The organism is Pedobacter sp. UYP24, assembly GCF_054057295.1.
This window is the reverse complement of the sequence record NZ_JBSRZD010000001.1, coordinates 877,597-902,057: the sequence shown is the minus strand read 5'-3', so window position 1 is coordinate 902,057 and position 24,461 is coordinate 877,597. Positions and strand designations below refer to the sequence as shown.

General features: G+C 38.3%; 23 protein-coding genes. 11 read left to right on the top strand and 12 right to left on the bottom strand.

Going from position 1 to position 24,461, the window contains the following annotated elements:
• Window position 1: 1 nt before the first annotated feature.
• Window positions 2-964, top strand: coding sequence for an AAA family ATPase (locus tag ACVWYN_RS04040; RefSeq protein ID WP_457287542.1), 963 nt, complete (start codon window positions 2-4; stop codon window positions 962-964).
• Window position 965: 1 nt separating this feature from the next.
• On the opposite strand, the gene ACVWYN_RS04035 is transcribed toward ACVWYN_RS04040, so the two are convergent.
• The 7 genes from ACVWYN_RS04035 to mutL form a co-directional block, all read right to left on the bottom strand.
• Entirely contained in the window at window positions 966-1,844 is an 879-nt protein-coding gene (locus ACVWYN_RS04035) for a glycerophosphodiester phosphodiesterase family protein (protein WP_457287541.1), read from the bottom strand.
• A gap of 5 nt (window positions 1,845-1,849) precedes the next feature.
• On the bottom strand, window positions 1,850-2,701 hold the full coding sequence (locus tag ACVWYN_RS04030) for a DUF4440 domain-containing protein (RefSeq protein ID WP_457287540.1): 852 nt from the start codon (window positions 2,699-2,701) through the stop codon (window positions 1,850-1,852).
• 77 nt (window positions 2,702-2,778) lie between these two features.
• On the bottom strand, window positions 2,779-4,239 hold the full coding sequence (gene cysS, locus ACVWYN_RS04025; RefSeq protein ID WP_457287539.1) for a cysteine--tRNA ligase: 1,461 nt from the start codon (window positions 4,237-4,239) through the stop codon (window positions 2,779-2,781).
• An 18-nt stretch (window positions 4,240-4,257) separates the two neighbouring features.
• Window positions 4,258-5,373: an endonuclease/exonuclease/phosphatase family protein gene (locus ACVWYN_RS04020; RefSeq protein WP_457287538.1), complete on the bottom strand. Its 1,116-nt coding sequence runs from the start codon at window positions 5,371-5,373 to the stop codon at window positions 4,258-4,260.
• Window positions 5,373-6,257, bottom strand: coding sequence for a rhomboid family intramembrane serine protease (locus ACVWYN_RS04015; RefSeq protein ID WP_457287537.1), 885 nt, complete (start codon window positions 6,255-6,257; stop codon window positions 5,373-5,375). Before ACVWYN_RS04015 ends, ACVWYN_RS04020 begins: the two co-directional genes overlap by 1 nt.
• Complete coding sequence (locus ACVWYN_RS04010; protein WP_457287536.1) at window positions 6,250-7,005, bottom strand: rhomboid family intramembrane serine protease; 756 nt, start codon at window positions 7,003-7,005, stop codon at window positions 6,250-6,252. The genes ACVWYN_RS04015 and ACVWYN_RS04010 overlap by 8 nt, the downstream gene beginning before the upstream one ends.
• Entirely contained in the window at window positions 7,005-8,873 is a 1,869-nt protein-coding gene (mutL, locus tag ACVWYN_RS04005) for a DNA mismatch repair endonuclease MutL (protein WP_457287535.1), read from the bottom strand. Before mutL ends, ACVWYN_RS04010 begins: the two co-directional genes overlap by 1 nt.
• 108 nt (window positions 8,874-8,981) lie before the next feature.
• Here mutL and ACVWYN_RS04000 point away from each other — a divergent pair, with 108 nt between their 5' ends.
• Entirely contained in the window at window positions 8,982-10,781 is a 1,800-nt protein-coding gene (locus tag ACVWYN_RS04000; RefSeq protein WP_457287534.1) for a serine hydrolase domain-containing protein, read from the top strand.
• Here ACVWYN_RS04000 and ACVWYN_RS03995 read toward each other — a convergent pair whose 3' ends face one another.
• The gene (locus ACVWYN_RS03995) at window positions 10,782-11,747 is read right to left on the bottom strand and encodes an isopenicillin N synthase family dioxygenase (protein WP_457287533.1); all 966 of its coding nucleotides are present in this window, start codon (window positions 11,745-11,747) and stop codon (window positions 10,782-10,784) included. It abuts the gene before it with no gap.
• Between the two features lie 178 nt (window positions 11,748-11,925).
• On the opposite strand from ACVWYN_RS03995, the gene msrA reads away from it, so the two are divergent.
• The 4 genes from msrA to ACVWYN_RS03975 all read left to right on the top strand — a co-directional run bounded on the left by msrA (window position 11,926) and on the right by ACVWYN_RS03975 (window position 16,699).
• Complete coding sequence (gene msrA / locus ACVWYN_RS03990) at window positions 11,926-12,525, top strand: peptide-methionine (S)-S-oxide reductase MsrA (RefSeq protein WP_457287532.1); 600 nt, start codon at window positions 11,926-11,928, stop codon at window positions 12,523-12,525.
• A gap of 45 nt (window positions 12,526-12,570) precedes the next feature.
• On the top strand, window positions 12,571-12,831 hold the full coding sequence (locus ACVWYN_RS03985; protein WP_457287531.1) for a hypothetical protein: 261 nt from the start codon (window positions 12,571-12,573) through the stop codon (window positions 12,829-12,831).
• Window positions 12,832-13,202: 371 nt separating this feature from the next.
• Complete coding sequence (locus ACVWYN_RS03980; RefSeq protein ID WP_457287530.1) at window positions 13,203-13,835, top strand: nitroreductase family protein; 633 nt, start codon at window positions 13,203-13,205, stop codon at window positions 13,833-13,835.
• Between the two features lie 134 nt (window positions 13,836-13,969).
• Window positions 13,970-16,699, top strand: coding sequence for a carboxypeptidase-like regulatory domain-containing protein (locus ACVWYN_RS03975; protein ID WP_457287529.1), 2,730 nt, complete (start codon window positions 13,970-13,972; stop codon window positions 16,697-16,699).
• 6 nt (window positions 16,700-16,705) lie between these two features.
• Here the strand turns inward: ACVWYN_RS03975 and ACVWYN_RS03970 are convergent, their stop codons facing one another.
• On the bottom strand, window positions 16,706-18,244 hold the full coding sequence (locus tag ACVWYN_RS03970; RefSeq protein WP_457287528.1) for a PspC domain-containing protein: 1,539 nt from the start codon (window positions 18,242-18,244) through the stop codon (window positions 16,706-16,708).
• On the bottom strand, window positions 18,244-18,609 hold the full coding sequence (locus ACVWYN_RS03965; RefSeq protein WP_457287527.1) for a PadR family transcriptional regulator: 366 nt from the start codon (window positions 18,607-18,609) through the stop codon (window positions 18,244-18,246). Before ACVWYN_RS03965 ends, ACVWYN_RS03970 begins: the two co-directional genes overlap by 1 nt.
• Before the next feature lie 356 nt (window positions 18,610-18,965).
• On the opposite strand from ACVWYN_RS03965, the gene ACVWYN_RS03960 reads away from it, so the two are divergent.
• Window positions 18,966-19,124, top strand: coding sequence for a hypothetical protein (locus tag ACVWYN_RS03960; RefSeq protein WP_457287526.1), 159 nt, complete (start codon window positions 18,966-18,968; stop codon window positions 19,122-19,124).
• A gap of 1 nt (window position 19,125) precedes the next feature.
• Here ACVWYN_RS03960 and ACVWYN_RS03955 read toward each other — a convergent pair whose 3' ends face one another.
• Complete coding sequence (locus tag ACVWYN_RS03955) at window positions 19,126-20,268, bottom strand: putative sensor domain DACNV-containing protein (protein ID WP_457287525.1); 1,143 nt, start codon at window positions 20,266-20,268, stop codon at window positions 19,126-19,128.
• 53 nt (window positions 20,269-20,321) lie between these two features.
• On the opposite strand from ACVWYN_RS03955, the gene ACVWYN_RS03950 reads away from it, so the two are divergent.
• Together ACVWYN_RS03950 and ACVWYN_RS03945 are read left to right on the top strand one after the other, a co-directional pair.
• On the top strand, window positions 20,322-20,984 hold the full coding sequence (locus tag ACVWYN_RS03950) for a metal-dependent transcriptional regulator (protein WP_457287524.1): 663 nt from the start codon (window positions 20,322-20,324) through the stop codon (window positions 20,982-20,984).
• A 50-nt stretch (window positions 20,985-21,034) separates the two neighbouring features.
• A complete protein-coding gene (locus tag ACVWYN_RS03945) occupies window positions 21,035-22,324 on the top strand; it encodes a DUF2130 domain-containing protein (protein ID WP_457287523.1) in 1,290 nt (429 codons plus the stop codon).
• Here the strand turns inward: ACVWYN_RS03945 and rlmF are convergent.
• Complete coding sequence (gene rlmF, locus ACVWYN_RS03940) at window positions 22,316-23,248, bottom strand: 23S rRNA (adenine(1618)-N(6))-methyltransferase RlmF (RefSeq protein ID WP_457287522.1); 933 nt, start codon at window positions 23,246-23,248, stop codon at window positions 22,316-22,318. The genes ACVWYN_RS03945 and rlmF overlap by 9 nt on opposite strands.
• An 89-nt stretch (window positions 23,249-23,337) precedes the next feature.
• On the opposite strand from rlmF, the gene ACVWYN_RS03935 reads away from it, so the two are divergent.
• Window positions 23,338-23,685, top strand: a complete 348-nt coding sequence (locus tag ACVWYN_RS03935) for a diacylglycerol kinase family protein (RefSeq protein WP_457287521.1) — start codon at window positions 23,338-23,340, stop codon at window positions 23,683-23,685.
• A complete protein-coding gene (recO, locus tag ACVWYN_RS03930; protein ID WP_457287520.1) occupies window positions 23,685-24,410 on the top strand; it encodes a DNA repair protein RecO in 726 nt (241 codons plus the stop codon). The genes ACVWYN_RS03935 and recO overlap by 1 nt, the downstream gene beginning before the upstream one ends.
• Window positions 24,411-24,461: the final 51 nt, after the last annotated feature.

Here is a 24,461-nt window from a genome sequence, read left to right as displayed (position 1 = left end):
TATGCAGTTTGAAAATGAGATTAAGGCGGTTGACGCACTACATAAAACTTTTAACGACATCAGTGCCGAGATAGGTAAAATCGTTATCGGTCAGGATGAGGTAGTCAAATCTGTTCTTATATCAATTTTCAGTAATGGCCACTGCCTGCTGGTAGGTGTTCCAGGGCTTGCCAAGACATTGCTTGTACAGACAGTTGCAAATGTAATGGATCTTGATTTTAACAGGATTCAGTTTACACCAGATTTGATGCCAAGTGACATTATTGGTGCAGAAATACTTGGCGAAGACAGGAGCTTTAAGTTTGTTAAAGGGCCAGTATTTTCAAATATCATATTAGCGGATGAGATCAACAGGACTCCTCCAAAAACACAGGCTGCGCTTTTAGAAGCAATGCAGGAGAAATCAATTACCGCAGCAGGTGTAAGGCATCTATTGCCAAACCCATTCTTTGTGTTGGCCACACAGAATCCTATAGAACAGGAAGGGACATATCCACTACCGGAGGCACAGCTGGATAGATTTATGTTTAACATCCATTTGGGATATCCATCTTTTGCTGATGAACTAACCATTGTTAAAAACACCACTAGTAACAGAGATATTCAGCTTAAAAAGATAATCAATACGGAGCAAATCCAGTACTTTCAAAAACTAGTAAGAAATATTCCAATTACAGATAACGTAGTTGAATATGCTGTAAAGTTAGCCAGTAAAACAAGGCCTAACTCGTCACTTGCAACGGAAGACATCAACAAATACATTAGCTGGGGTGCCGGACCAAGGGCATCGCAGTTCCTGGTGATCGGGGCTAAGTGTCATGCTGCGATTAGCGGCAAATATTCTCCAGATATTGAGGATGTACAGTCAGTTGCAGAATCCATATTACGCCACCGCATCGTAAGAAATTACCGTGCTGAAGCGGAAGGTTTATCAGTGGAGAAAATTATTAACCAGCTTTTTTAGGTTACTCTTCCGTTGCCTTTTTATATAGGTTAGGGTAATCTGTTACTACTCCATCTACACCTAATGCAATAAGGTACTTCATGTCTCTAATGGTATTGACTGTCCATGGGATAATCTTGATGCCTTCTTTATGGCACTTATCAATCAATCCCTTGCCAACCAAAACGGAATATGGGCTATATACAGTGGGCTTAAAACCAAGTTCTGAAATATTAACTTCAAAATCCACTTTCTCATCAATTAATAAAGCAGTCTTCACCTTTGGATAATGCTCATGCAGGTATTGCAAAGTTCTAATGTCGAAAGATTGTATAGTTACCCTTTTACCAAGCTTTTTACGATTAACTACTTCCATCACCAGTTCGACAAATTCTGCAGGCTCGGGCTGAAATTCATTATCTCCTTTAGGTGTTGTTTTGGTTTCAATACTGTATTCAGGCTTTGGTAGTTTATTCCGCCTTACATAAGCTTCTACTGCATCAATAGTTTCCTCAAGTAGGGGCTTGTATGCTGGAAATTTTTCCTGAAAAGGGAAACGATTATGGATCTTCTTACCAACGTCAAATTTCCTGACGTCCTCATAATCCATTTTGTAAATATTATACTTCTTTTGGTCTTTCAGCGTAATTGGTTTCCCATCAGGGAGAAGACTAAACTCATTATTAAAGTATGGCTCTTGAGATAGTACTACCTTCTTATCCTTAGATATTACCGCATTCATAGTTAAGGTATGTACACCCAAATCCACCGCCCGGAGCATTCCAGGAATAGTATTTTCGGGCATTATACCCCTCGCACCACGATTGCCCTGAAGATCGAACTGCTGAGCGGAGACCTGCAAAACAGCAAGAAAAAGGATCAGCAAAATAAATCTTCTCATTTAAATTATCGCTCAGCTGGGGAGAAAACCATTGCTACCAAATTCCACATTGCATCAGGCTGACGCTCGTATACAAAAACGTAGTTGAAGCTCTCTCTAAGATCAGCTTTGTAATCAATTGTTGCTATACCATAAGTATAAGCCAAATCACCACCATCTGCTTTAACAACTTTGGTTCTTTTTAAAGAAACCTTTGCAAACATGCTGTTAACGAAAGAAACAGCTTTATCCTTACCAAGAATTGGTTCATATCCTGGAAATAAAATCCTTACATCAGGATTTACAAAACCTGCAAAAGCAGCCACACCATGTGTCTTTAGCAACGTATTTAACGTCTCTTCTGTTGTTCCGATAATTTCTGCACCAGTAGCTCTTTGCTTATCAGTCATGAACTTAGGCATAAAATGATCTTTCGGTTCTAAAAAGGCAACCGTTGTTGTCTTTAAAGGTTTATTATGTGAAATACCAAGATCAATGGCTAATTCCCATTTTTCATTCACTGTTTTCCAAATAGAGAAATACTGACCATAGGAATTCCCTCCAACAACAAAAGGGCCTGTTGTAAAACCGATATCACCACTCCTTGAAACTTTAGCATAAACTGGCGTCCAGCTAACATCCTTAGATTCTGGCTGTGATCCATAAAAGCTCTTAGCATTTACTGGATTTGGTCTGAACACCAACCCATTAGCTGCAGAAAAAGCAGTGTATGCCTCTTTAGAGCCATCTTTAGCAAAACGTTCAGCAAAAGCTTCCTCTGCCTTTACGAGTGACTTTGTCGTTCCGTCAGATTTCTGAGCATGAGCACCAAACGTTATAGACGCAGCAATAATGGTATAAAATATTCTTTTAGTCATAATTTTTTTATGTTAACGGGACGAATATAAGGTTTGATTAATTGGACAGTCTAAAAAGTAATCAACAATTGCACAATCTAGATCTTATTCCAGGTAGTACTATCTTTACTATCTTTTAATTGTATGCCCATTGACTGTAGGCCAACTCTGATCTTATCAGAAGTAGCGTAGTCTTTATTCTCTTTGGCAGATTTTCTGATATCCATAACCAATTCAAGTACCGAGTTGAGTTCTGTATTGGAAGTATCCTCATCCTTGAGTCCGAAAATATCATACACAAAATCCTGTACCAATGATTTAAGTTTTTCTAATTGCTCCATAGAAATACTGCCTTTGCCGTCGTGCACCACATTAATGATCCGTACAGCTTCAAATAACTCTGCAATCACAACTGGACTGTTAAAATCATCATTCATCGCTTTGAAACAATTATCAACAATGGGCTGGATATCGAAATCGCTATGTTCAGAAGTGTGTAATTTCTCCAGTAAATTGACAGCATTCATCAATCTTCTGAACCCTTTCTCCGAGGCATCAAGTGCTTCGTTGGAAAAGTCAAGCGTACTGCGATAATGCGCTTGTAGCATGAAAAATTTAACTGTCATGGGACTGAAGCCTTTTTTCAATAAAGGGTGACTGCCTGTAAAAAGTTCGCCAGGGAGAAAACCATTTCCCAATGATTTCGACATTCGAGAACCATTTACAGTAAGCATATTTGTATGCATCCAATATTTTGCTGGCTGCTTATGGCTACAGGCTTCCGACTGGGCTATTTCGTTGGTATGATGTGTGGCGGCAAGGTCCATTCCACCACCATGGATATCAAACTCATCACCAAGATATTTCGCACTCATAGCTGAGCACTCTATATGCCAACCTGGAAATCCAACTCCCCATGGAGAAGGCCAACGCATAATGGTTTCGGGTTTAGCCTTTATCCATAGGGCAAAATCTAAACGGCCATGCTTGTCGTCTTGTCCACCAAGTTCCCTGGTATTTGCCAACATGTCTTCCAGATTTCGGTTTGTTAATATGGTATAATTATATTCCTTACTATATTTCTCTACATCAAAATAAATAGTTCCATCAACCTCATAGGCATAACCGTTGTTGATGATTTCCTTTATCATTTCGATTTGCTCCATGATATGACCAGTGGCCGTCGGCTCAATACTAGGTGGTAGCGTATTGAATATCCTCAGCACTTCATGAAAACCCAAAGTATACTTTTGCACAATTTCCATTGGCTCTAACTGCTCTAGCTTTGCTCGTTTAGCGAACTTATCATCACCCTCATCGCGATCTCCCTCCAAATGCCCTGCATCTGTAATGTTCCGTACATACCGAACTTTATAACCACTATATTTAAGATACCTGAAGATCAGATCAAATGAAATGAACGTACGACAATTACCTAAATGCACATCACTGTAAACGGTAGGTCCACATACATACATTCCCACGTTAGGGGCATGAAGCGGTTCAAAGGGTTCTTTTTTCCGTGATAAGGTATTGTATAGCTGTAAGCTTGTGTTCATGTTGCAAATTTAAAAATTTTAAGGATTTAATATCAAATCGCTTCGAACAGGAAAATGATCTGATAATTTAGCCTCTACTACCCTGTAATTGAGCACATTAAAATGTGAAGTTGTGGATATGTAATCGATCTGAAAATTAGGAAACTTACCATTATAGGTACGACCAAAGCCGCTACCTTGTTGGATAAATGTATTTTTTAAAGCCGAAGTAAGCTGAGTGACCGCATAGGAAGCAGGAGTATCATTGAAATCGCCTGCAATAATAAAAGGCAGCTGGCATTCCTTCATTTGTGCCTTCATGATGTCCACCTGATCACTACGCTTTCTAAATGCAGTTTTGAGCATACCTAAAATTCGCCTTGAAGGGGTAATTTCGGCATCCATTTTCTTGGTTATCTTATCCAGATAGTTATAATCCTGTTTGTCAAAAGCGATGGATTGTAAATGGACATTATAGACTCTAACAAGTTTATTACCGATCTGAACATCAGCATAAATACTTGAATTGCCATTGTAATTGTCTTTGAAATTAATTTGACCTTTCCCAAGAATAGGATACTTCGAGAAAATTGCAAGTCCATTAGCCTCGTAATCGTTTTTCGACACTGGAACAAAATAGTAGTAAGGGGTTTTAAGCATCCTTTTAAGACTATCAGTAATATCGTAGGGGCCCTTATACCTTGTAAAATATTCCTGGAAACAAATAATATCTGGATTTTCAGTTTTAATCAAACTAAGCATTTGCTCTTTAACAGTTTCAATAATCTCCTCTCCATAAGGCTTAAAGCTATGCACGTTATAAGTCATCATTCTAATCGCTTTCTCGTTTGACTTTGGCCCCTCACCTTCGGTACCGCTAAAGCCATATGAAGCCCGGAATGTTTGCCAACCACTGAGCATTAGAATTAACATAAAGATTGCTAATTTCCAGCGCTTTCTTAATAGCCACCAGATGACCATGAAAATATTTAAACACAATAAAAAAGGATAAGCCAACCCGAAGAACGGTATGTATTGGTTCGCGCGAGGATCAACTTTACCAGCAAGGCTACCAATAAAAAGTGCAACTGCAAGTAGAATGGCAATAATCCGAATAAGTTGATCTAAAAATGATATTTTTGACTTTTTTTCCATCAATGCTTGCTAGCCTTAAACAACGTTTCCTTTTCTGCTTTACTTAATTTATCATATCCTGTTTTAGAGATTTTATCTAGAATTGCATCAATCTCACTTTGCTCTACATACCCATCATTTTTTAGATACGCAGTCCTTCCGGAAGATTGATGAGTATTTTGTCGTACGTCATTCTTCACCACTCTCAATTTCGGCTTTTTCTTGAATACGGAACTCCAGTCCGTTCCGTTTTGTAGCAATTTGACATATAGAAATCCAAAAATAGCACCCCCGAGGTGTGAAAAGCTACCACCAGCATTTCCTGATGTAGTACCAATTATATCAAGTAATACATATGCAATTGCCAGGTATTTAAGTTTTAACTCGATAAGCAGAAAAAGACGAATGCTGTAATTGGGAACCAAAGTAGCGGCAGCAACAATGATAGACATTACCGCGGCGGAAGAACCTATAATGGTGGCGTCAGAAATATTTCTAAATACAGGAAATACGTTAAAAGCCAGCGCAAATAGAATCGCGCCAAAAACACCTCCTCCAAGGTATACAAAATGAAATTGTCTTGGCTTTAAGAAATCGAGGAAGATCCTCCCCATCCAATACAACCATAGCATATTAAAAAGAAGATGTAGGAAACCTTCATGAAAGAACTGATAAGTAATCAATGTATAAAAATGCAATGGGACATGGACAATTGCCGCAGGGAAGGCAAAATACTGCCTAATTAAATCATCATAGATCAATCCTCCATTGCCAGATAAGAAGAAAGGGATATTGACTACAGCAACAATCAAAAAAATAAGAATATTAATTCCTATGTAAAGAAATGAAAGATCACCAGATTGGAATACTTTTATTTTTAAGTCTTTCAGGATTTGGTTATTCATGATACTTATAAAATCTATCGTTGTCTTTGTCTTTCCATAACTTTACTAATATGAAGCCCAATAACGCACCTCCAAGATGTGCATAATGCGCAACAGAATCACCAGGTACTTTTGCAACCCCTGAAAAAAGCTCTAATATAATATATCCGGTAACAAAATACTTTGCTTTGATGGGAATTGGAAAAAAAATCATCATCAATTCTATATTCGGATAAAGCATTCCAAATGCGACTAAAACACCAAATACAGCACCAGAAGCACCCATCATTGGTGATCCGTAAATACCAAGTAAAGTATTTACCTGACTCTGAGATAAATTTGGTACCTTGATATCTGCTTGGATAAATCCTCCTCTATAAGCTAGATCATATATAGGGTTGTTAATTGCGCTTCCTGTAATGTGGTACACTTCGTATGCTTGTACACCCATTTGTAATGCCACTGCACCAAGGGCAGTAATAAGGTAAAAATTAATGAATCGCTTTGCGCCCCATCTGTTTTCAAGCATGCCACCAAACATAAATAAGGCAAACATATTAGAAAGTAGGTGCATAAAATTCACATGCATAAACATATAGGTTAGCAGCTGCCAAACCCTAAAAAAGGAAGAATCAAAATAAAAAGCACCGAACAACAGATCGAAGTTCAAAGTGCCTGTATTTTCAAATAATACTTTTGCAAGAAAGAAAATAGTATTTATAATCAAGAGGTTCTTGACTACCGGTGGTATATTTATGTTATTAAACATTATAATTTATCAAATTTTTTATCGAGTTCAGCAAGCCCAATTGTCTGTATGACTGGTCTGCCACTAATGCTAAAGTTAGGTGTTTTACAGGCAAAAAGTTGCTCTATCAAAGTATTCATTTCTATCTGACCAAGTACAGTGCCACTTTTTATTGCGCTATTCCTTGCCATGCTCCTGGCAAGTGCATCCCTTTTGTCTAACCTTAAATCTTGTTGTGAGTTTTTAAACCCTTCTATAAGGCGCTCAAAAAGCTGAGTTTCATTAATATTGATACTACCAAGATCTACTGGTATCCCCTCAATAACTAAGGTGTTTTTACCAAACTCTCTTACTTCAAAACCTAAACTTTTGATATCATCAAGAAGGCTTTTTGCCAATTCATAGTCATTAGGACTAAGCGTTACTGTTTGAGGGAAAAGGCTTTGCTGTGAAGCACCTTTTCGATCCTCCAAATGCAGAACAAATCTTTCGTATAATATACGTTCATGGGCAGCCTGCTGATCAATAAGCATCAGACCGGATTTGATTTGGGAGATAATATAACGATTATGAAGTTGCATCAGCTGTTTTACAGCCGGAATAGAAATCCCCTGACTCTCCTCTTCTTCAAAACCTAATTGTTGTTGTTCATAGGATTCCTCTTTTGCAATCTCATATAGAGAACCCCAATTTTTGCTGCTTGGAGATAAACTTCCTCCACCCCCATACCCTTTACTGAAACTCGCATAAGCCTTATCATGAGATGATGTAGATTCATTAGCAAAAGGATTGAAATCAGGATTAAAACTAATAGCCGGCGGTACAATTTCTTCAGGAGCCTTTTGTGTTATCATCGCACTAAAACCAGTTTCCTGATTGAAATCTATAGTGGGACTTATATTAAACCTACCTAGCGACCGCTTTACTGCTGCGTGTAAAATCGCATAGATAGACTTTTCATCAAGATATTTAATCTCTGTTTTTGTTGGATGAACATTCACATCTATCTTGGAAGGATCAATATCTATAAATAGCACATATAAGGGAAAGTTGTCGGCCGGGAGTAGCTCTTCGTATGCACGGTTTACAGCATGGTTTAAATAAGGATCCTTAATAAAGCGGTTATTAACAAAAAAGAACTGTTCACCACGGGTGCGTTTAGCAAATTCCGGCTTTCCAATAAACCCTTTCAGGTTAATAATTGATGTTTCTTCTTCAACCGGAATCAATCGCTCATTGTAATTACTCCCAAAAAGATGCACTATCCTTTGCTTTAAGGCAGAAGATGGGAGTCTGTATATTTCGGCTCCGTCATGATGTAAACTAAAAGCTACTGCCGGATGTGCCATAGCTACCCTCTGAAACTCATCGATAATATGGCGCATTTCAGCCGGATTACTTTTTAAAAAGTTCCTTCTAGCAGGTGTATTGTAAAATAAGTTTTTAATACAAATACTAGTACCCTGAACTGCAGCCACTGGTTCCTGTTTAATGTAAACAGATCCTTCTATCTCTATCAGTGTACCAAGTTCATCTTCATGTCGCCGTGTCTTCATATCCACTTGCGAAATTGCTGCAATAGAAGCCATTGCTTCTCCTCTGAAACCCATTGTTCTTATAGCAAAAAGATCTTCCGCTTTGCGAACCTTTGATGTGGCATGCCGCTCAAAACACATGCGGGCATCTGTAACACTCATTCCACATCCATTATCAATTACCTGAATCAAAGCTTTTCCAGCATCCTTTATAATGAGCTGCACTCTATTCGCTCCTGCATCTATTGCGTTCTCCAGCAGCTCTTTAACGGCAGATGCTGGACGCTGCACCACCTCACCTGCCGCTATTTGATTAGCGACACTATCTGGCAAAAGACGTATAATATCTGACATGTATTATTATTGATAAAAGCCGCTAATTTAGGCAAAATTAGATGTATAGCAAGCCATCTTTTTGACATAATTAACTATTAATTGGCACGCTTTTTATACCTTTAAGGCATGAACAAACTTGTTGTTTTCTTACTGATAATCTGCTCTCTTAGTGCCTGTGCACAACATCATAAACAAAATACAGAAACATTATCTGCAATCAATACCATTACTGAAAGCACAGTTTTACTAAATAATCATAAGGCTATAATACCACTGTTAAACCTGGAAAAACTGAACATTGCATCTGTAAATCTTGGGTTTCCATTTCAATCTGCCTTTGACAGCCTTTTAAACAAGTACACAAAGATAAGTGCTTTTAGTTCTTCCAATTACCAGAATTCCACTACTTTAAACGACCTAGAAGATGATCTCAAATATTACAACACCATCATTGTAGCATTACCAACATCAGCCAGTAACGATGCGAGGAATATGAATTTTATTACAAGCCTTGCAAAAAGCAAACAAGTAATTATTGCATTATTTGGCGACGGAAGGGGCCTCAACGCTTTCAATGCAGTTCAGGCCCCGATAATATGGACTGACCAAAACAACCAATTTTCTGCAGAAATTCTTCCACAGATTATATTTGGCGGTATTGGTGTTCAAAAGAAGCTTGTTTCTAGTTTTTCAGCAAAGTACCTGGCGGGATCTGGCTTTAATACAACTCCCACAAGATTAAAATACACATTGCCTGAAGACGCCGGTATTAACGAAGATGATCTATCAGACATTGATGCCATTGCAATGGAGGCCATAAAAGCACAGGCCACACCAGGCGCAGTAGTACTTGTGGCGAAAGACGGAAAAGTAATATTTAATAAAGCATATGGAAACCATACCTATGTAAATGGCTTGACTGAAAAGGTTACTGATATTTTTGATCTTGCATCTTTAACCAAAACAACTGCCACAACTCCCACAGTTATGCGTCTTTACGAGGAGGGCAAGCTGAATCTCGATACCAATATCGGCGCTTACATTCCCAAAGCACGCGAACTTCCAATGAACCCCATTAAGGTTCGCGAGGTAATGCTTCACCAGGCTGGCTTTATACCATACATTCCTTTCCAGGATTATGTTACAACTGCGGATTATAGTCGCGATTCCAGTGCTGCATTTCCTACAAAAGTGGCCGATAATTACTTTATCCGAAAAAACTACTTTAAGGAGGTGATGTGGCCTAAAATGCTCAATGCACCAATAAGAACAAGAGGCACTTACGTATATAGTGATATTAGCATGTATGTTATGAAGGATATTGTAGAACGAATTAGTGGACTACCGTTAAATCAATATGTGGCCGACAATTTTTACCGCCCGCTTGGTATGCAAACCGCCGGATATTTGCCACGAAATCGATTTACTAAGGATCAGATTATACCGACTGAACAGGACACTTACTTTAGAAAAACGCTTTTAGAGGGTTATGTACATGATCAGGGCGCAGCGCTTGTCGGCGGAGTTTCCGGTCATGCAGGCTTATTCTCAAGTGCAAACGATCTTGCTATTATATATCAAATGTACTTAAATAAAGGTGGTTATGGTGGCACTCAATATTTTACACCGCAAACGGTGGATATGTTTACAAATAGACAATCTGCTGTTAGCCGAAGAGGGCTGGGCTTCGATAGGTGGGATCCTGTTGTGAGTAAGCATTACCCATCAGAACTGGCTTCTAATCAAACCTATGGACATACTGGGTATACAGGAACTTGTGTATGGGTGGATCCATCAAGAGGATTAGTATATGTATTCTTGTCTAACAGGGTAAATCCTAAAGTAACAGATAAGCTTAATAATCTAAAGATCAGGGGAAGGATACAAGATGTGATTAATAGGGCAATTGATCAGGGTAAAAAGTAGTTACATTTTTTTTAGCCCAATTTCCCCCAATCTTTCATCAAGATACTCACCAGCTGTCATATCACTATAAAGCTTAGGGTGTTCGTCATCAATACATGACGGCAAACTCGTTAAGTCCATATCTGCACGAGGATGTAAGAAGAATGGCACCGAGAATCGAGAAGTCTTCATAAGTTCTCGTGGTGGATTAACTACCCTGTGCGTAGTGGATCGTAATTTATTATTGGTTAATCTCTGCAGCATATCACCAACATTTACAACAATATCTGTGTGCCCAGCTTTAATAGGCAACCATTCATTACTGCGTGTCAATACCTGCAGTCCATCAGCACTTGCACCTATAAGCAAAGTAATTAAATTAATATCTTCATGAGCACCTGCACGAACTGCATCGTCAGGTAAAGCATCAGGATCTGTAATTGGGAAGTAATGTATCCCCCTTAATATGGAATTGCCGTTGTGTACATAGTTATCAAAATAATTAACAGGAAGTTCAAGGTAAGTCGCAATCGCCTGCAGCAGGTGTTTCCCATTGCTTTCCAATCGTTGATAGATCTCACGTGTTACCTCATTAAATTCTGGAATTTCTGCCAGGAACTCATTATCTGGATATTCGTTCTTTATAGGATCGTTATCCATTACCTCCTGACCAATTTGCCAAAATTCTTTTAAATCGGCAGTTTTCGCACCTTTAGCAGTCTCCTTACCCGGGCTTGTATAACCACGTTGTCCCGCAAGTTCTGCCTTTTCATATTGTTGCTTTTGTTCTAAAGGCAAACTAAATGCCGCTGTTACGCTATGGTAAAGTTTATCTATCAATTCCTGACTTACACCATGATTAGTTATGGTAACAAAGCCAGAGTCATTAAATGCTCTACCTAGTTCATTAGAGAATTTTTTACGCTGTATATCATCTCCATTAATATAAGAGCTTAAGTCTAAACTTGGAATATAGGGTGCTGACATCTTGATCTGTTTTAATATGAATCACTAAATTAAGAAACTATTGTGAAATTAGATCAATCAACTCTGCAAAACCATTATCAGCATATTGTAATCTTAGCTTCATTACAATGTTTACTAAAACTATATAGCTGAGCCTTACGTAATTTTACCCGACAAACAATTTTAAAGGAATACTACTATGAAAAATCTATTAAGCGCCCTTTTGATATTTCTAACTTTTAGCGCAGTTAAGGCACAGAGCCCAAAATTACAAACAGCGACTTTTGGTAACGGTTGCTTTTGGTGTTCAGAAGCGGTATTCCAACGTTTAAAAGGTGTAGTTAGTGTAAGATCTGGCTATGAGGGCGGCGATGTGGTAAAGCCATCCTATGAGGATGTTTGTACCGGCACTACCGGGCATGCCGAGGTGATTGAACTATCATACGATCCTGCTAAGATCACTTATGACGAACTACTTGAGGTGTTCTGGAAAACCCACGATCCCACAACTTTAAACCGCCAAGGGGCAGATGTTGGAACTCAGTATCGCTCTGTAATATTCTATCATAATGATGAGCAAAAATTATTGGCAGAAAAGTATAAAAAAGAACTCAATACCACAAATGCATTTGGTAAACCAGTTGTAACCGCCATTGAAAAAGCCGTTCCCTTTTATGTTGCAGAAAATTATCACCAAGATTACTACAAACTGAACGGAACTCAGCCTTATTGTCGCGCGGTAATACTTCCAAAAATGCAAAAACTGGAAAAAATCTTTAAAGATAAATTGAAAAACTAACTATGCAAAACAATAAGGGTTTTCAAATACATTAACTTTACATTGATGAAAAATGAAAATCCTTATGTGCTGTTCACCCCTCAAATTCTTAGCGACTGGAAGTCGAATGGCGTAAATTATATTAAGCTGACCGAACTTGAGTCTGATTTGTCTGTGAAATTTTTTGAACTGATACCAAATTCAGAGATACCTGATTCCGGTGAGACCATTTATCATATCGATTCTGAAGATATCTCTGAATTGCTAGAACCTTTAGAAAAAGTTAAGTTTCTTGTTCACGAGATCTATCTGGAAGAGGAAGATTAATTAATCTATCGCAGTGCTTGATCAAATCGACTATAAATGGGTAGGGCTCTACTTGTTTATTTACTGAGGTTGGTACATGGTTGGTACATCCTTGAAACATGGTTGGTACATGGTTGGTACATCCATATATGTACTAACCATGTACCAACCATGTTTCAACCTCGTTTCATACAACCTGTAGTCACTATCAAATATTGTTGACTTTAATGCTGTTGATCTTCAGATTATACCTCATTTTATCAGATACAAGTCGATAGCAAAAACTATCATTTTAAAGTAAAAACCATAGGTGGACTATTATAGTGTTAATTAACGTAACTACATTTGCTAACAGTGTTAATAATATTTTACATTGCTATATATAGAAAAATATGAGTATTCAAAATGCCTTGAAATGGCGATACGCCACTAAAAAAATGAACGGTAAAGAAGTACCGCAAGAAAAAGTGAACCAGATAGTGACTGCTGCTCAACTTGCCCCAACATCTTCTGGTTTGCAACCTTTTAAGGTTATTGTAGTTAGCAACAAAGAGTTAAAAGAAAAAATCAAAACAATTGCCTATAATCAATCACAGATTACAGATTGTTCCCACTTATTGGTTTTTGCCGCATGGGATAACTATACAGAGGAAAGAATCAGGAAGGTATTTGCCCATAGCAATGCTGAACGGGGTCTTCCAGTGGACAATGCTTCAGATTACATGAATACACTAATCGGAATGTATACCACCCGCGATCCAGAAGTAAATTTTAATCATGCTGCCCGCCAGTCTTACATCGGATTTGGAGCTGCTATCATAGAAGCGGCCACATTAGAGGTTGATGCAACTCCTATGGAAGGCTTTGATGCAGAAAAATTAGACGAATTGCTAGGGCTAAAAGAATTAGGACTAAGAAGCACTACTTTACTTCCTCTTGGATATAGAGACGAAACAGGTGATTGGTTGGTAAACCTAAAAAAAGTACGTACACCACTAGAAGATTTCATTATCGAGTTCAAATAAAATTTCAGGGGGTGCCTAGTCAGTACCCCCTTCTTTTTCTTCTCAACTGTCAAAATATGTTAAAGATGCAGATGCAATGACCTTATCAATTCATAAATGAATATATTAGCATTCCAATAGTATAAATTCATTTGATGAGATTTTTAAAGTTCATATTTGTTGTTCTCGCACTATCCACTGCCATAAACTTCTGCGTTCAGGCTCAGCAAGACAGCATAGCACTGGAAAATATTGTAGCCAAATCAAAACGACTCTCTGACGAGCATCCGACTGAAAAGGTCTATTTACATTTCGATAAACCTTATTATAGTGTGGGTGATACCATCTGGTTCAAAGCCTATTTGACAATGGAGCAGAATATGCCATCATTGTTGAGTAAGGTTATATATGTTGACGTGATCAACACTCGCGACTCGCTTGTTCAAACCATTAAACTTCCAGTCGCTAACAGTGTGGCTACTGGAAATATCCCGCTTAATCCCAGGCTATACCAGCAGGGCAATTATTACATTAAAGCGTATACCTTTTGGATGCTAAATGATGCGCAAGATTTCTTTTTTACAAAGACAATTCCAATTGGCGAAACCATCAATAAACAGTTAATTACTAAATTTAGTTACAAGACGCAGCAGACTGAAAAGAATCAAACAATTGATGCACTTATCCAATTTAAAAATAAGGAAAATGTTGTACAGGCCGGTAAACCGGTAAACTGGAAAGTAACTTCAAACTTTGACATTGTTAATAAGGGTAAAGGCACCACAGATCAGAATGGTATATTAAAGGTTAAAATAGAATCTCGTAAAAATGAGCCTATTGTAACTGGTGAGTTGACCACAGAATTAGTTATGAGTTCGGACGAGACCATCGCATCTACCTTCAAACTCAAACCCGTTAAAGTCAATAACGACATTCAATTTTTCCCTGAAGGGGGTGATTTAATAACAGGCATTTCAACAAGAGTGGGGTTTAAAGCAATAAATAGTGCTGGTCTTGGTGTAGATTTAAAAGGTACTGTTACAGATAATGGCGGAAAAAATCTAACTACTTTTGAATCTTCACATTTGGGAATGGGCTCTTTTTATCTGAATGCAGAAGAAGGTAAAACATACAAAGTCAATATTACGTTCAAAGATGGAACAGTTAAAAGTTATGACCTTCCAAAAGCATTGCCTACAGGCGCTTCAATTCAGGTTACTAATACAGAACCCGCTGCTATAAACATTAAAATTGCAGCCAATGAAAGCTACTTTAATGCCAATAAGAACAAAAAAATGATCCTGGTAGCCACCAATACAGGAATTATTATATATGCGGCTAAAACAACATTAAAAACTCAGAACATAACCGCCAAAATACCTAAAGCAGAGATCCCATCCGGAATAACACAAATCACCTTGTTTACAGAGCAGGGTGATCCAATAAGTGAAAGGCTTATATTTAACAGCCAGAACAACGAGCTTGCTTTAAATGTGAAATCTGACTTACCAAGCTATAAGCCACGTCAAAAAGTAAAGCTAAATATCGGTGCAAAAAACGGTACGAACATCGCTGATGGCGATTTCTCGGTTTCTGTTACTGATGAACAAAAAGTACCTATAGATGAGGACTCAGAAATTACCATTCTTAGCTCGCTTCTCTTGACATCTGAATTAAAAGGTTACATAGAAAAACCTAATTACTACTTCAATAAACCAGATCAAAAGAAATTAGCTGATCTTGATTTGTTATTATTAACCCAGGGATTCAGACGTTTTAACTATAAGGATATTATGGCAGGGAAACTTCCTCCTTCAACACTGCTTCCTGAACAAGGTATTAGAATAACTGGAACACTAAGAGACCGGACAGGAATGCCTGTAAAACGCGGAGCTTTGCGTATGACAATAGCCGAAAATAAATTCGGAGCTGAGGTGGTGACTAATCCTTCCGGTGTATTTGTATTTAATAACATAAATTTTCCAGATTCATCAGAGGTAATAATTAATGCTAAATACAATGCAAATGGATCTAGCCTAATGATTTTGCTAGATGGACAACCAGGCGCAGCCATGACTACCAACTTACGCGCTGCAGATGAAGTACAAAATATCGACAGTTCCTTGGCTCCCTATCTTGAAAACAGCAAAAAGCAATACAATTACCTAAGAACGCTAAAAGAAGTTAAAATTGAAGGTGCTAAAGTTAAAAGACCAAGCCATTTGGACCATACCGCTTTTATAGGCCTCAGCAACATAAACGGGCACATGATAGACGGCGATCGTTTTAGAGGTTGCAACTCAGTTGCAATATGTCTTCAAGGCATGGCAGTTGGTCTAACTTATGTCGAGAACTATTTCTATGTTAGTCGCGATTACCAACAGGGTAAAAAAGTACCTGTCCAGATTTTTCTCAACTCCCAGCCGATAGATTATATCGCCCTTATGGCTGTAAACCCAGAAGAGATAGAAAATGTGGAGGTATTTACTAAAGATGATATGGGATCAATTGACAGGCTTTACAATACAAACGGACTTGTAATTATTAATACTAAGGCAAAGCCAAAGGGAACAAAAATTAGTTTACAAGATTTAAAAGCATTGCTGCCTGAAGCTAATCTTCTTAAATTCAAACCAAAAGGATTTAGTAAACAACGTGAGTTCTATTCTCCAAAGTATATCAATGCTGCAAACACCTATAATTTTAACGACTTGCGTACTACCATATATTGGAATCCAAAATTAACTACCGCGCCATCAATTACAAATCCCCTACCTTTGGAATTTTATAATGCTGATGGTACTGGAACATATAGGGTTGTTGTGGAAGGGGTAGACAAAAAAGGCAATGTGGCGCGTTCTGTCTACCGCTATATTGTAAAATAGTTTCTTTTATTTATCAGTATCGGTAATTGCTTCATACCGGCACTTGATACCATCATTGGTCATCAACCATTCTGTGAAATTGCTATTTTCTTCGTGGTTGCAATCCCAATAACCATAGGCGTTTAAATAACGACTAAACTCTTTGCTAATCTTTATTACTGTACCTACCGGAACCCTCAGTACCATCTCAACCTCCTGATCTCTCCAGTTCGAAACCCGCTTAAGCTGCAGCACAGGATTAAAAGTAAGTAACGAATCTTGTTGAAGAAAGGTATACTGAATGTTCTGGGCATTTTTGAGCGCATCCTCAAAAGTCTTACCATGCGCACTGTAGTTCTGACTCATAGTAACTCTTTCATTATCGCTTTTTAAAATATTCAAAGTCACATTTCGAGGCATATCAAAACCATCTTCCTTATCAGTAAGGATTTTTCTACCCATATATTTTCGGCGATCAATATTATATTTCGTGCTATCTTCTTTTGAAAAGAAACGGGTGCGGTCTACCACAAGCTCATAAGTACTGTAAGGTTTAATTTCTGCTGATTGTGAAAATTCTGCTGATTCCTTAAATTCAGAAGAAATTTTTGCCACATGGTATATCGTGATTCCAAGTCCCGTGATCCAGAAAATTAGTAGTATAAAGGAAAAAATTCTGTTAATTGGTCGGCTGGTAAAGGCAACTCTCACAGCAAATAATAACAATGCCAATAAGGGTATTCCGATTGTTAATAAGGTTCCTAAGGTTACCATACCAAAATACTCATCGTTAACAATGCTAAAAGGAAAAGTATGAATCACCTCGGCATCCCACATACCCATTATAGCAACCACGGCAATAATAAGTGAGATCAAACCCAGAGCAGCTGTGATAATAATTACCAGGGCCATTGCTTTAAAGATGGTCTTTCCTGTACCGTTGATAAAACGTCCAAAAAGCTCAAAAGCTTCTGCAAGGACTCCGCGAGAATGGTTAACAAATGGATGAAGGTAGCTATTTGCAAATCCCTTAAGATTGGCCTCTTCACCGCGCATTGCCATTTTCTCAGAACGGGTTTCTGCTTTTGGTATCATCACCCACAAGACAATATATGCAAGTACACCAGACCCGCCAAGTAAAACTGTAAGGATTGCTGCAAGCCTAACCCATCGATCTTCGATATCAAGATAATGAGCAAGTCCGGCACAAACCCCTGCAATAACAGCCTGATCTGTATCTCGGTATAACTTTTTGACCTGTGAATTATGCAGACCAGTAAAGGTTTCCTGTTCCTCTTCTTCAGATTCGAAATCTTTTACAGAACCCATCTGGCTAGTTACAGATTGTACATCTTCAATTGAGATTACCTGCTTTTGGTTAACCGAAAGAATATCAGCAAACATTTCTGCAACCCTATTTTCAATATCCGTTACAATCTCAAAATTATCAGCATTCTTTGCGAAATGAAACTTTACCTCATTCAGATAAATAGTTAATGTTTCGTAGGCATCCTCCTCAATGTGAATGATCGAGTTGCCAATATTTATGTTAAGTGTCTTCTTCATTACTTTGTTAAATTGATTGGGTTTGTGGGTTTTTTATCCGCAACATTCTTTGCGGTTTGAATGGCTTCAGATAGCTCATTCCAGGTATAGTCCAACTGACTCAATATTGCTATACCTTCAACTGTCAGTATGTAATACTTACGTGGCGGGCCAGATGTAGACTCTACCCAATTATAACTTAATAGTCCGTTATTTTTTAGCCGGGTAAGTAAAGGATATAAAGTCCCCTCAACAACCAGCAGTTTAGCCGACTTCAATTCGGCGATAATATCAGAAGCGTAGATTTCGCCTTTTGATATGATCAGGAGCACACAATATTCCAGTATCCCCTTTCGCATTTGCGTTTGTGTATTTTCTGCTATCATAATAATACAAAGATATATGTTTAAGATAGTAATATGCAATACATAGTACTATATAAAAACACAAAACGCTGAATAACAATACTATAATTTTATTTATAAACTTAAATATGGTGCGAAAGAAACAATTTTAGGAAAATACAGAAAGGAAATAAGTATAAATCCAGAGTTCTAAAAAACAGACAGCATTTAGCGCAAAATAATTTTAAAGAACTAATAGTCAAGAGATAATTATAGTTAGAAATCTATAAAATTATTGAAAATCAACATAAACAGAAAAGTTATCAACATTTTAACAATACCATAAGTTTTTGGCTTGCGCTTTGTAATAATGGAGATGTACTACTAAATCTACTCCTATGTTTATTAAGTCACCAAGTATCTTACACGTTTTTGCAAGGCAAAAAGAAGAGATTGAATATAAAGCTATTAGCAGAAAACAATGGATAATGGCAGACCGTATCGTTGTAACCGCCCTTTTCTTAATTGCGATCGTTAGCGCAATCCTATTCTCCTAATTTAGAGCAATAAAGTATCAATTCGGTGTGCCTGCACCCGTTCCTGGTATTCGGACCAACTATAAATTGTAAAATGTCCGTCTTGAGAAGCCACCAATGCAGTAGCATCATGTTGATCGTGGACAAACTGTGCGGCTGAGAGGTGCCTAGTTCCTCCTATTTTAGCCGGATGTATAACAACAGCACTTCCCCCCTCAATAGGCTCAGAGAACGAAAGTTCATCAATATTATCTTTTCCTTTAGCTCTTCCTATCTTGGCTCCAAATGCGAGCAATTCATAACTTTTGCTAATTATTGTTGCACCATCTACCGCAGTTAATCCTGCAAGATGGTCAACCTCTCTTCTTAAAGCTGTTTGCCAAAATATCTGACTAGCTTCTTTCCTTTCCTGTAATAATAGTTTTGATAACCCACTAAAAGAAGGCTGAATATAATATTGGATTGGCTTAATGATGGATTGCAGCCAATTGGCATTGTCGTTAGGTACAACCAGCAAAGTTCCCCCTCTTCCATGAGCACGCATTGAAACGGCCAACTGAATTAAAACGTTTACAGAATCATTCCAGTAAGAGGGTGCGGTGAGGTCTAGCAGTGACAAAAGCACCGGAGGACAATCTGGTAAATTAGTACTATTCCCATCAACCATCTTTACCTGATCACCTTTCAAAACAGCAATATTTGTGAATTTTCCAAACCCATATATCCGTCGATGTTTGATAACAAGCAGTGCAGGTTCTGATACATCCACTACGAAACAGAAATTAGGAATGCTCACTGTAGTGCCCCAAATATAAAGTTCCTCATCTTCTATCCAGATGCCAAGATGTATCCCTGCACGCTCTATCCCTGGAGCTAGCTTAGTTAATACCCCTGGATTTAAAGGGAGCTTATTCTTAAATAGCAAGGGATTTCCCGCCTGTTGTGGGGGCAAGAATGCTAATGATATTTTTGGCGAATGCCCCTCTTCTTTACGTAAACTAGCCCAAAAAGTGGCATCCAAAATAGACTCAACTACATTTGCTGTAGGCAAAGGGGCTAGATCATCTTCTCCACTTTCCAGTGCCGCACTTAAATGCGCTGCAAAAATCGCTTCAACTTTTGGTGCAATAAGCCGTGCTGCCTGATAGGTAGATTGATAGATCATGCCATAAAGTTAGTCTATTGGATTTATTTAATGGAATTATTTATGTTTGTAATATGTTATCCTATACCGAAGAGAACTACTTGAAAGCTTTGTTCAAACTGAGTTCCCAGAATGAGGAAAAGCCAGAGGCAGGAACCAATGAAATGGCAGCTTATCTTGGCGTTAAACCAGCTACAGCTACAGACATGCTTAAAAAGCTAAAGGAAAAGGGTCTGGTTAGCTATGAAAAGTATGGAAAAATAAAGCTGACAGATAGCGGCAGACAAAACGGTATTGCAATACTTAGAAAACACCGTTTATGGGAAACCTTTCTTTATGAAAAATTAGACTTTAGCTGGGATGAAGTGCATGAAGTAGCCGAGCAACTGGAACACATTCAATCTTCCAAGCTGGTAAACAAACTAGAAGAATTCTTGAATTTTCCTGAGTTCGATCCGCATGGTGACCCAATCCCAAATTCAAATGGCGAGATGCCATTGGTGATTAAAACATTATTATCTGAACTTAAACCCGGCGAAACCTGCAAGGTAGTAGCAGTAAAAGATACATCTACACCATTTTTACAATACCTGGAAAAACTGCATATTACCATAGGAACCGAATTGAAAGTTGCAGAAGTTATTAGCTTTGACCGCTCTGTAAACATTCAGATTGCCGGTTCAGAAGCCAGAAATGTTTCCATGAAATTCGCAGACAGTTTATTTGTCTGCAGATAATCGTAGTTTTGTTTTGCTTTTAATCAATCCTCCTTTTTAAAACCCCTGCTATGTCAACAGAAATTAAGTGTCCAAATTGTGCGCATTCCTTCCCTATTGAAGAGGTAATGGCTGAAGAATACAAAAAAGATCTTCGGGAACAAATGCAAACATTTACCCGTAAAAAGGAAGAAGAATTTAACAAAAAGGCATCTGAATTCTCAGAAAAACAACTCAAGCAGGAGCAAATGTTCGAACAGCAAAAGCAACAACAGGTACAGCTATTCGAGAAAAAGCTAACAGAAGAAAAAAAACAGTTGCAAATGGTATTGGAAGAAAACTTGCGCAAAAGCATATCTTCTGATTTTGAGAACAAACTTCAAATGCTGGACAGCGCGAATAAAGAGAGTGAAGAGAAATTAAAAATAGCCCGGGCTAAGGAGCTGGACTTCCTCAAAAAAGAACAGGTCATGAAAGCCAAAGAAGAAGAGATGGACCTGGAAATTCAGCGCAAGCTTCAGGAACAACGTGGGGAGATGACAGACCAGATCCGTAAGCAGGAAGCAGAAAAGAACAACATCAAAGAAACCGAGCACCAGCTTAGGGTAAAAGAACTTGAAAAGCAACTGGACGACCAGAAAAAGCTGGCGGAAGAAATGAAACGTAAGGCAGAGCAGGGCTCCATGCAGCTACAGGGTGAAGTTCAGGAATTGATTCTCGAAGAATTGTTGCGCAATACCTTTCCGTTCGATTTAGTAACAGAGGTAGGTAAGGGGGTAAGAGGGGCAGATTGTATCCATCATGTTCGAAACCAATTTGGCCAGGAATGCGGCAGGATCATCTATGAAAGCAAGCGAACTAAAGATTTTTCAATGGAATGGATAGAAAAATTAAAAAAGGACATGCGCAGTACAGGCGTTGATGTTGCTGTTATTGTTACCCAATGCTACCCAAAAGGAATGGATTGCTTTGGAGAAAAAGACGGGGTATGGATTTGTTCGTTTGACGAGGTTAGAGCCGTTTCTTACATTTTAAGAGATGGCATTGTAAAGTTATTCAGCGCCGCAAAATCACAAGAAAACCGAGGAGATAAAATGCACATGCTTTATGATTACCTGACTAGCAACGAATTTTCGGAACAATGGAAGGCAATTAGAGAAGGATTCATGAGTATGAAACTGTCCATACAACGAGAGCGCGATGCAATGGAAAAACTTTGGAAAGCAAGAGAAAAACAACTGGAAAAGGTAATGTTAAACGCCGCACACATCAGAGGCTCCGTAGAAGGAATAGCCGGAACTGATAGTATTCAACTGAGCCTTACAGACGATGAAGATGACGACCCACTATTACTACTTTAGCCAGTTCCTTCTTTCGTCTATATCTTGAAATGTCCAGGCTACAAACCTGCTTATCTTCTGTCCTTGCGCCATCTGAACAGTCTCTACTTGTTTGGCCTTTGCATATTTTAAAGCTCCATAAATAAACGGAAGATTAGCACTTTTAGATACCAGACTGGTAAACCAAAGACACTGACTTCCAAACAATAAGCTTTCTTCAATCATCTTCCTGATGAATTCAAGTTCGCCACCTTCATACCAAAGCTCATTACTTTTACCACCAAAATTAAGTACTCCAACTTTTCCTTTTGCGTAGCCCAAGTTCTTTCCTTTTTTCTCACTGGCGGCGGCAGCCTCTTCAGCAGAAGCATGAAAGGGTGGATTGCACATGGTAAAATCAAAGCGCTCTCCAGACTTAATTACACCCTTAAAAACATGGTGTTTATTCTCCTGTAATCGCAAGGAAACCTGCCCGGCAAGAACGGGATTTACATCAACTATTGTTTTCGCAGCCTTGATCGCTAGACTATCGGTGTCAGAACCAATAAACGACCACGCATATTCCTTTCTTCCAATTATAGGATAAATACAGTTCGCACCTGTACCAATATCTAAACCTTTCACTGATTTTCCTGTAGGTATAACACCATTCCGATCTTGGGCAAGCAAATCTGCAAGGTAGTGAATATAATCAGCGCGACCGGGAACCGGCGGACAAAGATACCCTTCAGGGATATCCCAGTGATGTACATCATAAAAGTGACTCAGTAAAGACTGATTCAAAATTTTAACTGCCACGGGGTTAGAGAAATTGATGGATTCATTACCATAAGCATTAACAATGATAAAATCCCTGAATAAAGGATTAGCCTTCACCAACTGTGCAAAATCATAATTAAATCTATGCTTATTTCTTGGGTGTAATGCAACTTTTTCTCCACTCATCAACGCAAATGTAAGAGTTATGCATAAACAATTGGATATTATTGACGGCATAACGTACTTTGCAATAAGTTTCAATTAGAAAGAAAATCATGCTAAAATTCTTAAAGAGCTTTACTTATTCGTTTTCTGGTATTGTATATGCATTCAAGCATGAGCAAAACTTTAGACTACATCTAATTTCATTAGTGTTAGTTCTAATTGCGGGATGGTATTTTAACCTATCAGCTAATGAATGGTTGTGGATCACCGTAGCATCCGGCATCGTAATCACAGCAGAGCTGTTCAATACTGCGCTCGAAGTGTTGGTTGATCTTGTTTCACCTGATATTCATGCAAAAGCCAAAATAGTTAAAGATGTAGCAGCCGCAGCTGTAGTAGTTGCTGCAATTCTTGCATTAGTGATAGGCCTAATCATCTTTGTTCCTAAACTTTTATAATGCTTCACAAAACCCGTGGCATTGTATTAAGAACAACCACTTACAGCGAAAGCAGTGTAGTGGTACAGATGTTTACAGAGAAATTCGGAATCCAGTCCTACCTCATAAATGGCGTTAAAAAACCAAGGGCTAAGATCAGCATAAACATGCTACAACCATTACACCTGGTAGACATGGTGGTATACCACAAAAATACCACTGGGATACAGCGCGTATCTGAACTCCGCCCCTCGCCAGTATTTAGCAGCATCCCTTACAACATCATTAAAAGCACCATTATTCAATTTCTTAATGAGGTGCTTTATAAGAGCATCAGACAGCAGATGGCAGATGAACAGCTGTTCGACTTTATTTTTAATGCCGTATGCTGGTTTGACGAGAGTAGTGAACCAAATACCAACTACCACCTCACCTTCCTATTAAAACTGACCCGCTTTTTAGGTTTCTCTCCTAGTTTGGAAAAAAAAAATGAAGCTGCTTTTTTCGATCTGCAGGAGGGAGAATTTAAATCAAGACGCCCGCCGCACCTCAATTTCCTGGAAAACCCTGAAGCTGACCTGTTCATAATGCTATTTAATGTGTCTTTTGAAAAAATTAATGAAATAAAAATCAACAATAAGATGAGGAGATTTTTACTAGATAAGATATTGGTTTACTACACCTTACATACCGCATCATTTGGAGAAATCAAATCCCATCAGGTATTGGAAGAAATATTATCTTAAAAAAATAAAAAAAACCTTTGCAAAAATGAGTTAACGCTGTATATTTGCACT

Coding starts and splice junctions, on each gene's coding strand:
- ACVWYN_RS04040 (WP_457287542.1), top strand. CDS start 2: ATGCAGTTTGAAAATGAGATTAAGGCGGTTGACGCACTACATAAAACT.
- ACVWYN_RS04035 (WP_457287541.1), bottom strand. CDS start 1,844: ATGAGAAGATTTATTTTGCTGATCCTTTTTCTTGCTGTTTTGCAGGTC.
- ACVWYN_RS04030 (WP_457287540.1), bottom strand. CDS start 2,701: ATGACTAAAAGAATATTTTATACCATTATTGCTGCGTCTATAACGTTT.
- cysS (WP_457287539.1), bottom strand. CDS start 4,239: ATGAACACAAGCTTACAGCTATACAATACCTTATCACGGAAAAAAGAA.
- ACVWYN_RS04020 (WP_457287538.1), bottom strand. CDS start 5,373: ATGGAAAAAAAGTCAAAAATATCATTTTTAGATCAACTTATTCGGATT.
- ACVWYN_RS04015 (WP_457287537.1), bottom strand. CDS start 6,257: ATGAATAACCAAATCCTGAAAGACTTAAAAATAAAAGTATTCCAATCT.
- ACVWYN_RS04010 (WP_457287536.1), bottom strand. CDS start 7,005: ATGTTTAATAACATAAATATACCACCGGTAGTCAAGAACCTCTTGATT.
- mutL (WP_457287535.1), bottom strand. CDS start 8,873: ATGTCAGATATTATACGTCTTTTGCCAGATAGTGTCGCTAATCAAATA.
- ACVWYN_RS04000 (WP_457287534.1), top strand. CDS start 8,982: ATGAACAAACTTGTTGTTTTCTTACTGATAATCTGCTCTCTTAGTGCC.
- ACVWYN_RS03995 (WP_457287533.1), bottom strand. CDS start 11,747: ATGTCAGCACCCTATATTCCAAGTTTAGACTTAAGCTCTTATATTAAT.
- msrA (WP_457287532.1), top strand. CDS start 11,926: ATGAAAAATCTATTAAGCGCCCTTTTGATATTTCTAACTTTTAGCGCA.
- ACVWYN_RS03985 (WP_457287531.1), top strand. CDS start 12,571: ATGAAAAATGAAAATCCTTATGTGCTGTTCACCCCTCAAATTCTTAGC.
- ACVWYN_RS03980 (WP_457287530.1), top strand. CDS start 13,203: ATGAGTATTCAAAATGCCTTGAAATGGCGATACGCCACTAAAAAAATG.
- ACVWYN_RS03975 (WP_457287529.1), top strand. CDS start 13,970: ATGAGATTTTTAAAGTTCATATTTGTTGTTCTCGCACTATCCACTGCC.
- ACVWYN_RS03970 (WP_457287528.1), bottom strand. CDS start 18,244: ATGAAGAAGACACTTAACATAAATATTGGCAACTCGATCATTCACATT.
- ACVWYN_RS03965 (WP_457287527.1), bottom strand. CDS start 18,609: ATGATAGCAGAAAATACACAAACGCAAATGCGAAAGGGGATACTGGAA.
- ACVWYN_RS03960 (WP_457287526.1), top strand. CDS start 18,966: ATGTTTATTAAGTCACCAAGTATCTTACACGTTTTTGCAAGGCAAAAA.
- ACVWYN_RS03955 (WP_457287525.1), bottom strand. CDS start 20,268: ATGATCTATCAATCTACCTATCAGGCAGCACGGCTTATTGCACCAAAA.
- ACVWYN_RS03950 (WP_457287524.1), top strand. CDS start 20,322: ATGTTATCCTATACCGAAGAGAACTACTTGAAAGCTTTGTTCAAACTG.
- ACVWYN_RS03945 (WP_457287523.1), top strand. CDS start 21,035: ATGTCAACAGAAATTAAGTGTCCAAATTGTGCGCATTCCTTCCCTATT.
- rlmF (WP_457287522.1), bottom strand. CDS start 23,248: ATGAGTGGAGAAAAAGTTGCATTACACCCAAGAAATAAGCATAGATTT.
- ACVWYN_RS03935 (WP_457287521.1), top strand. CDS start 23,338: ATGCTAAAATTCTTAAAGAGCTTTACTTATTCGTTTTCTGGTATTGTA.
- recO (WP_457287520.1), top strand. CDS start 23,685: ATGCTTCACAAAACCCGTGGCATTGTATTAAGAACAACCACTTACAGC.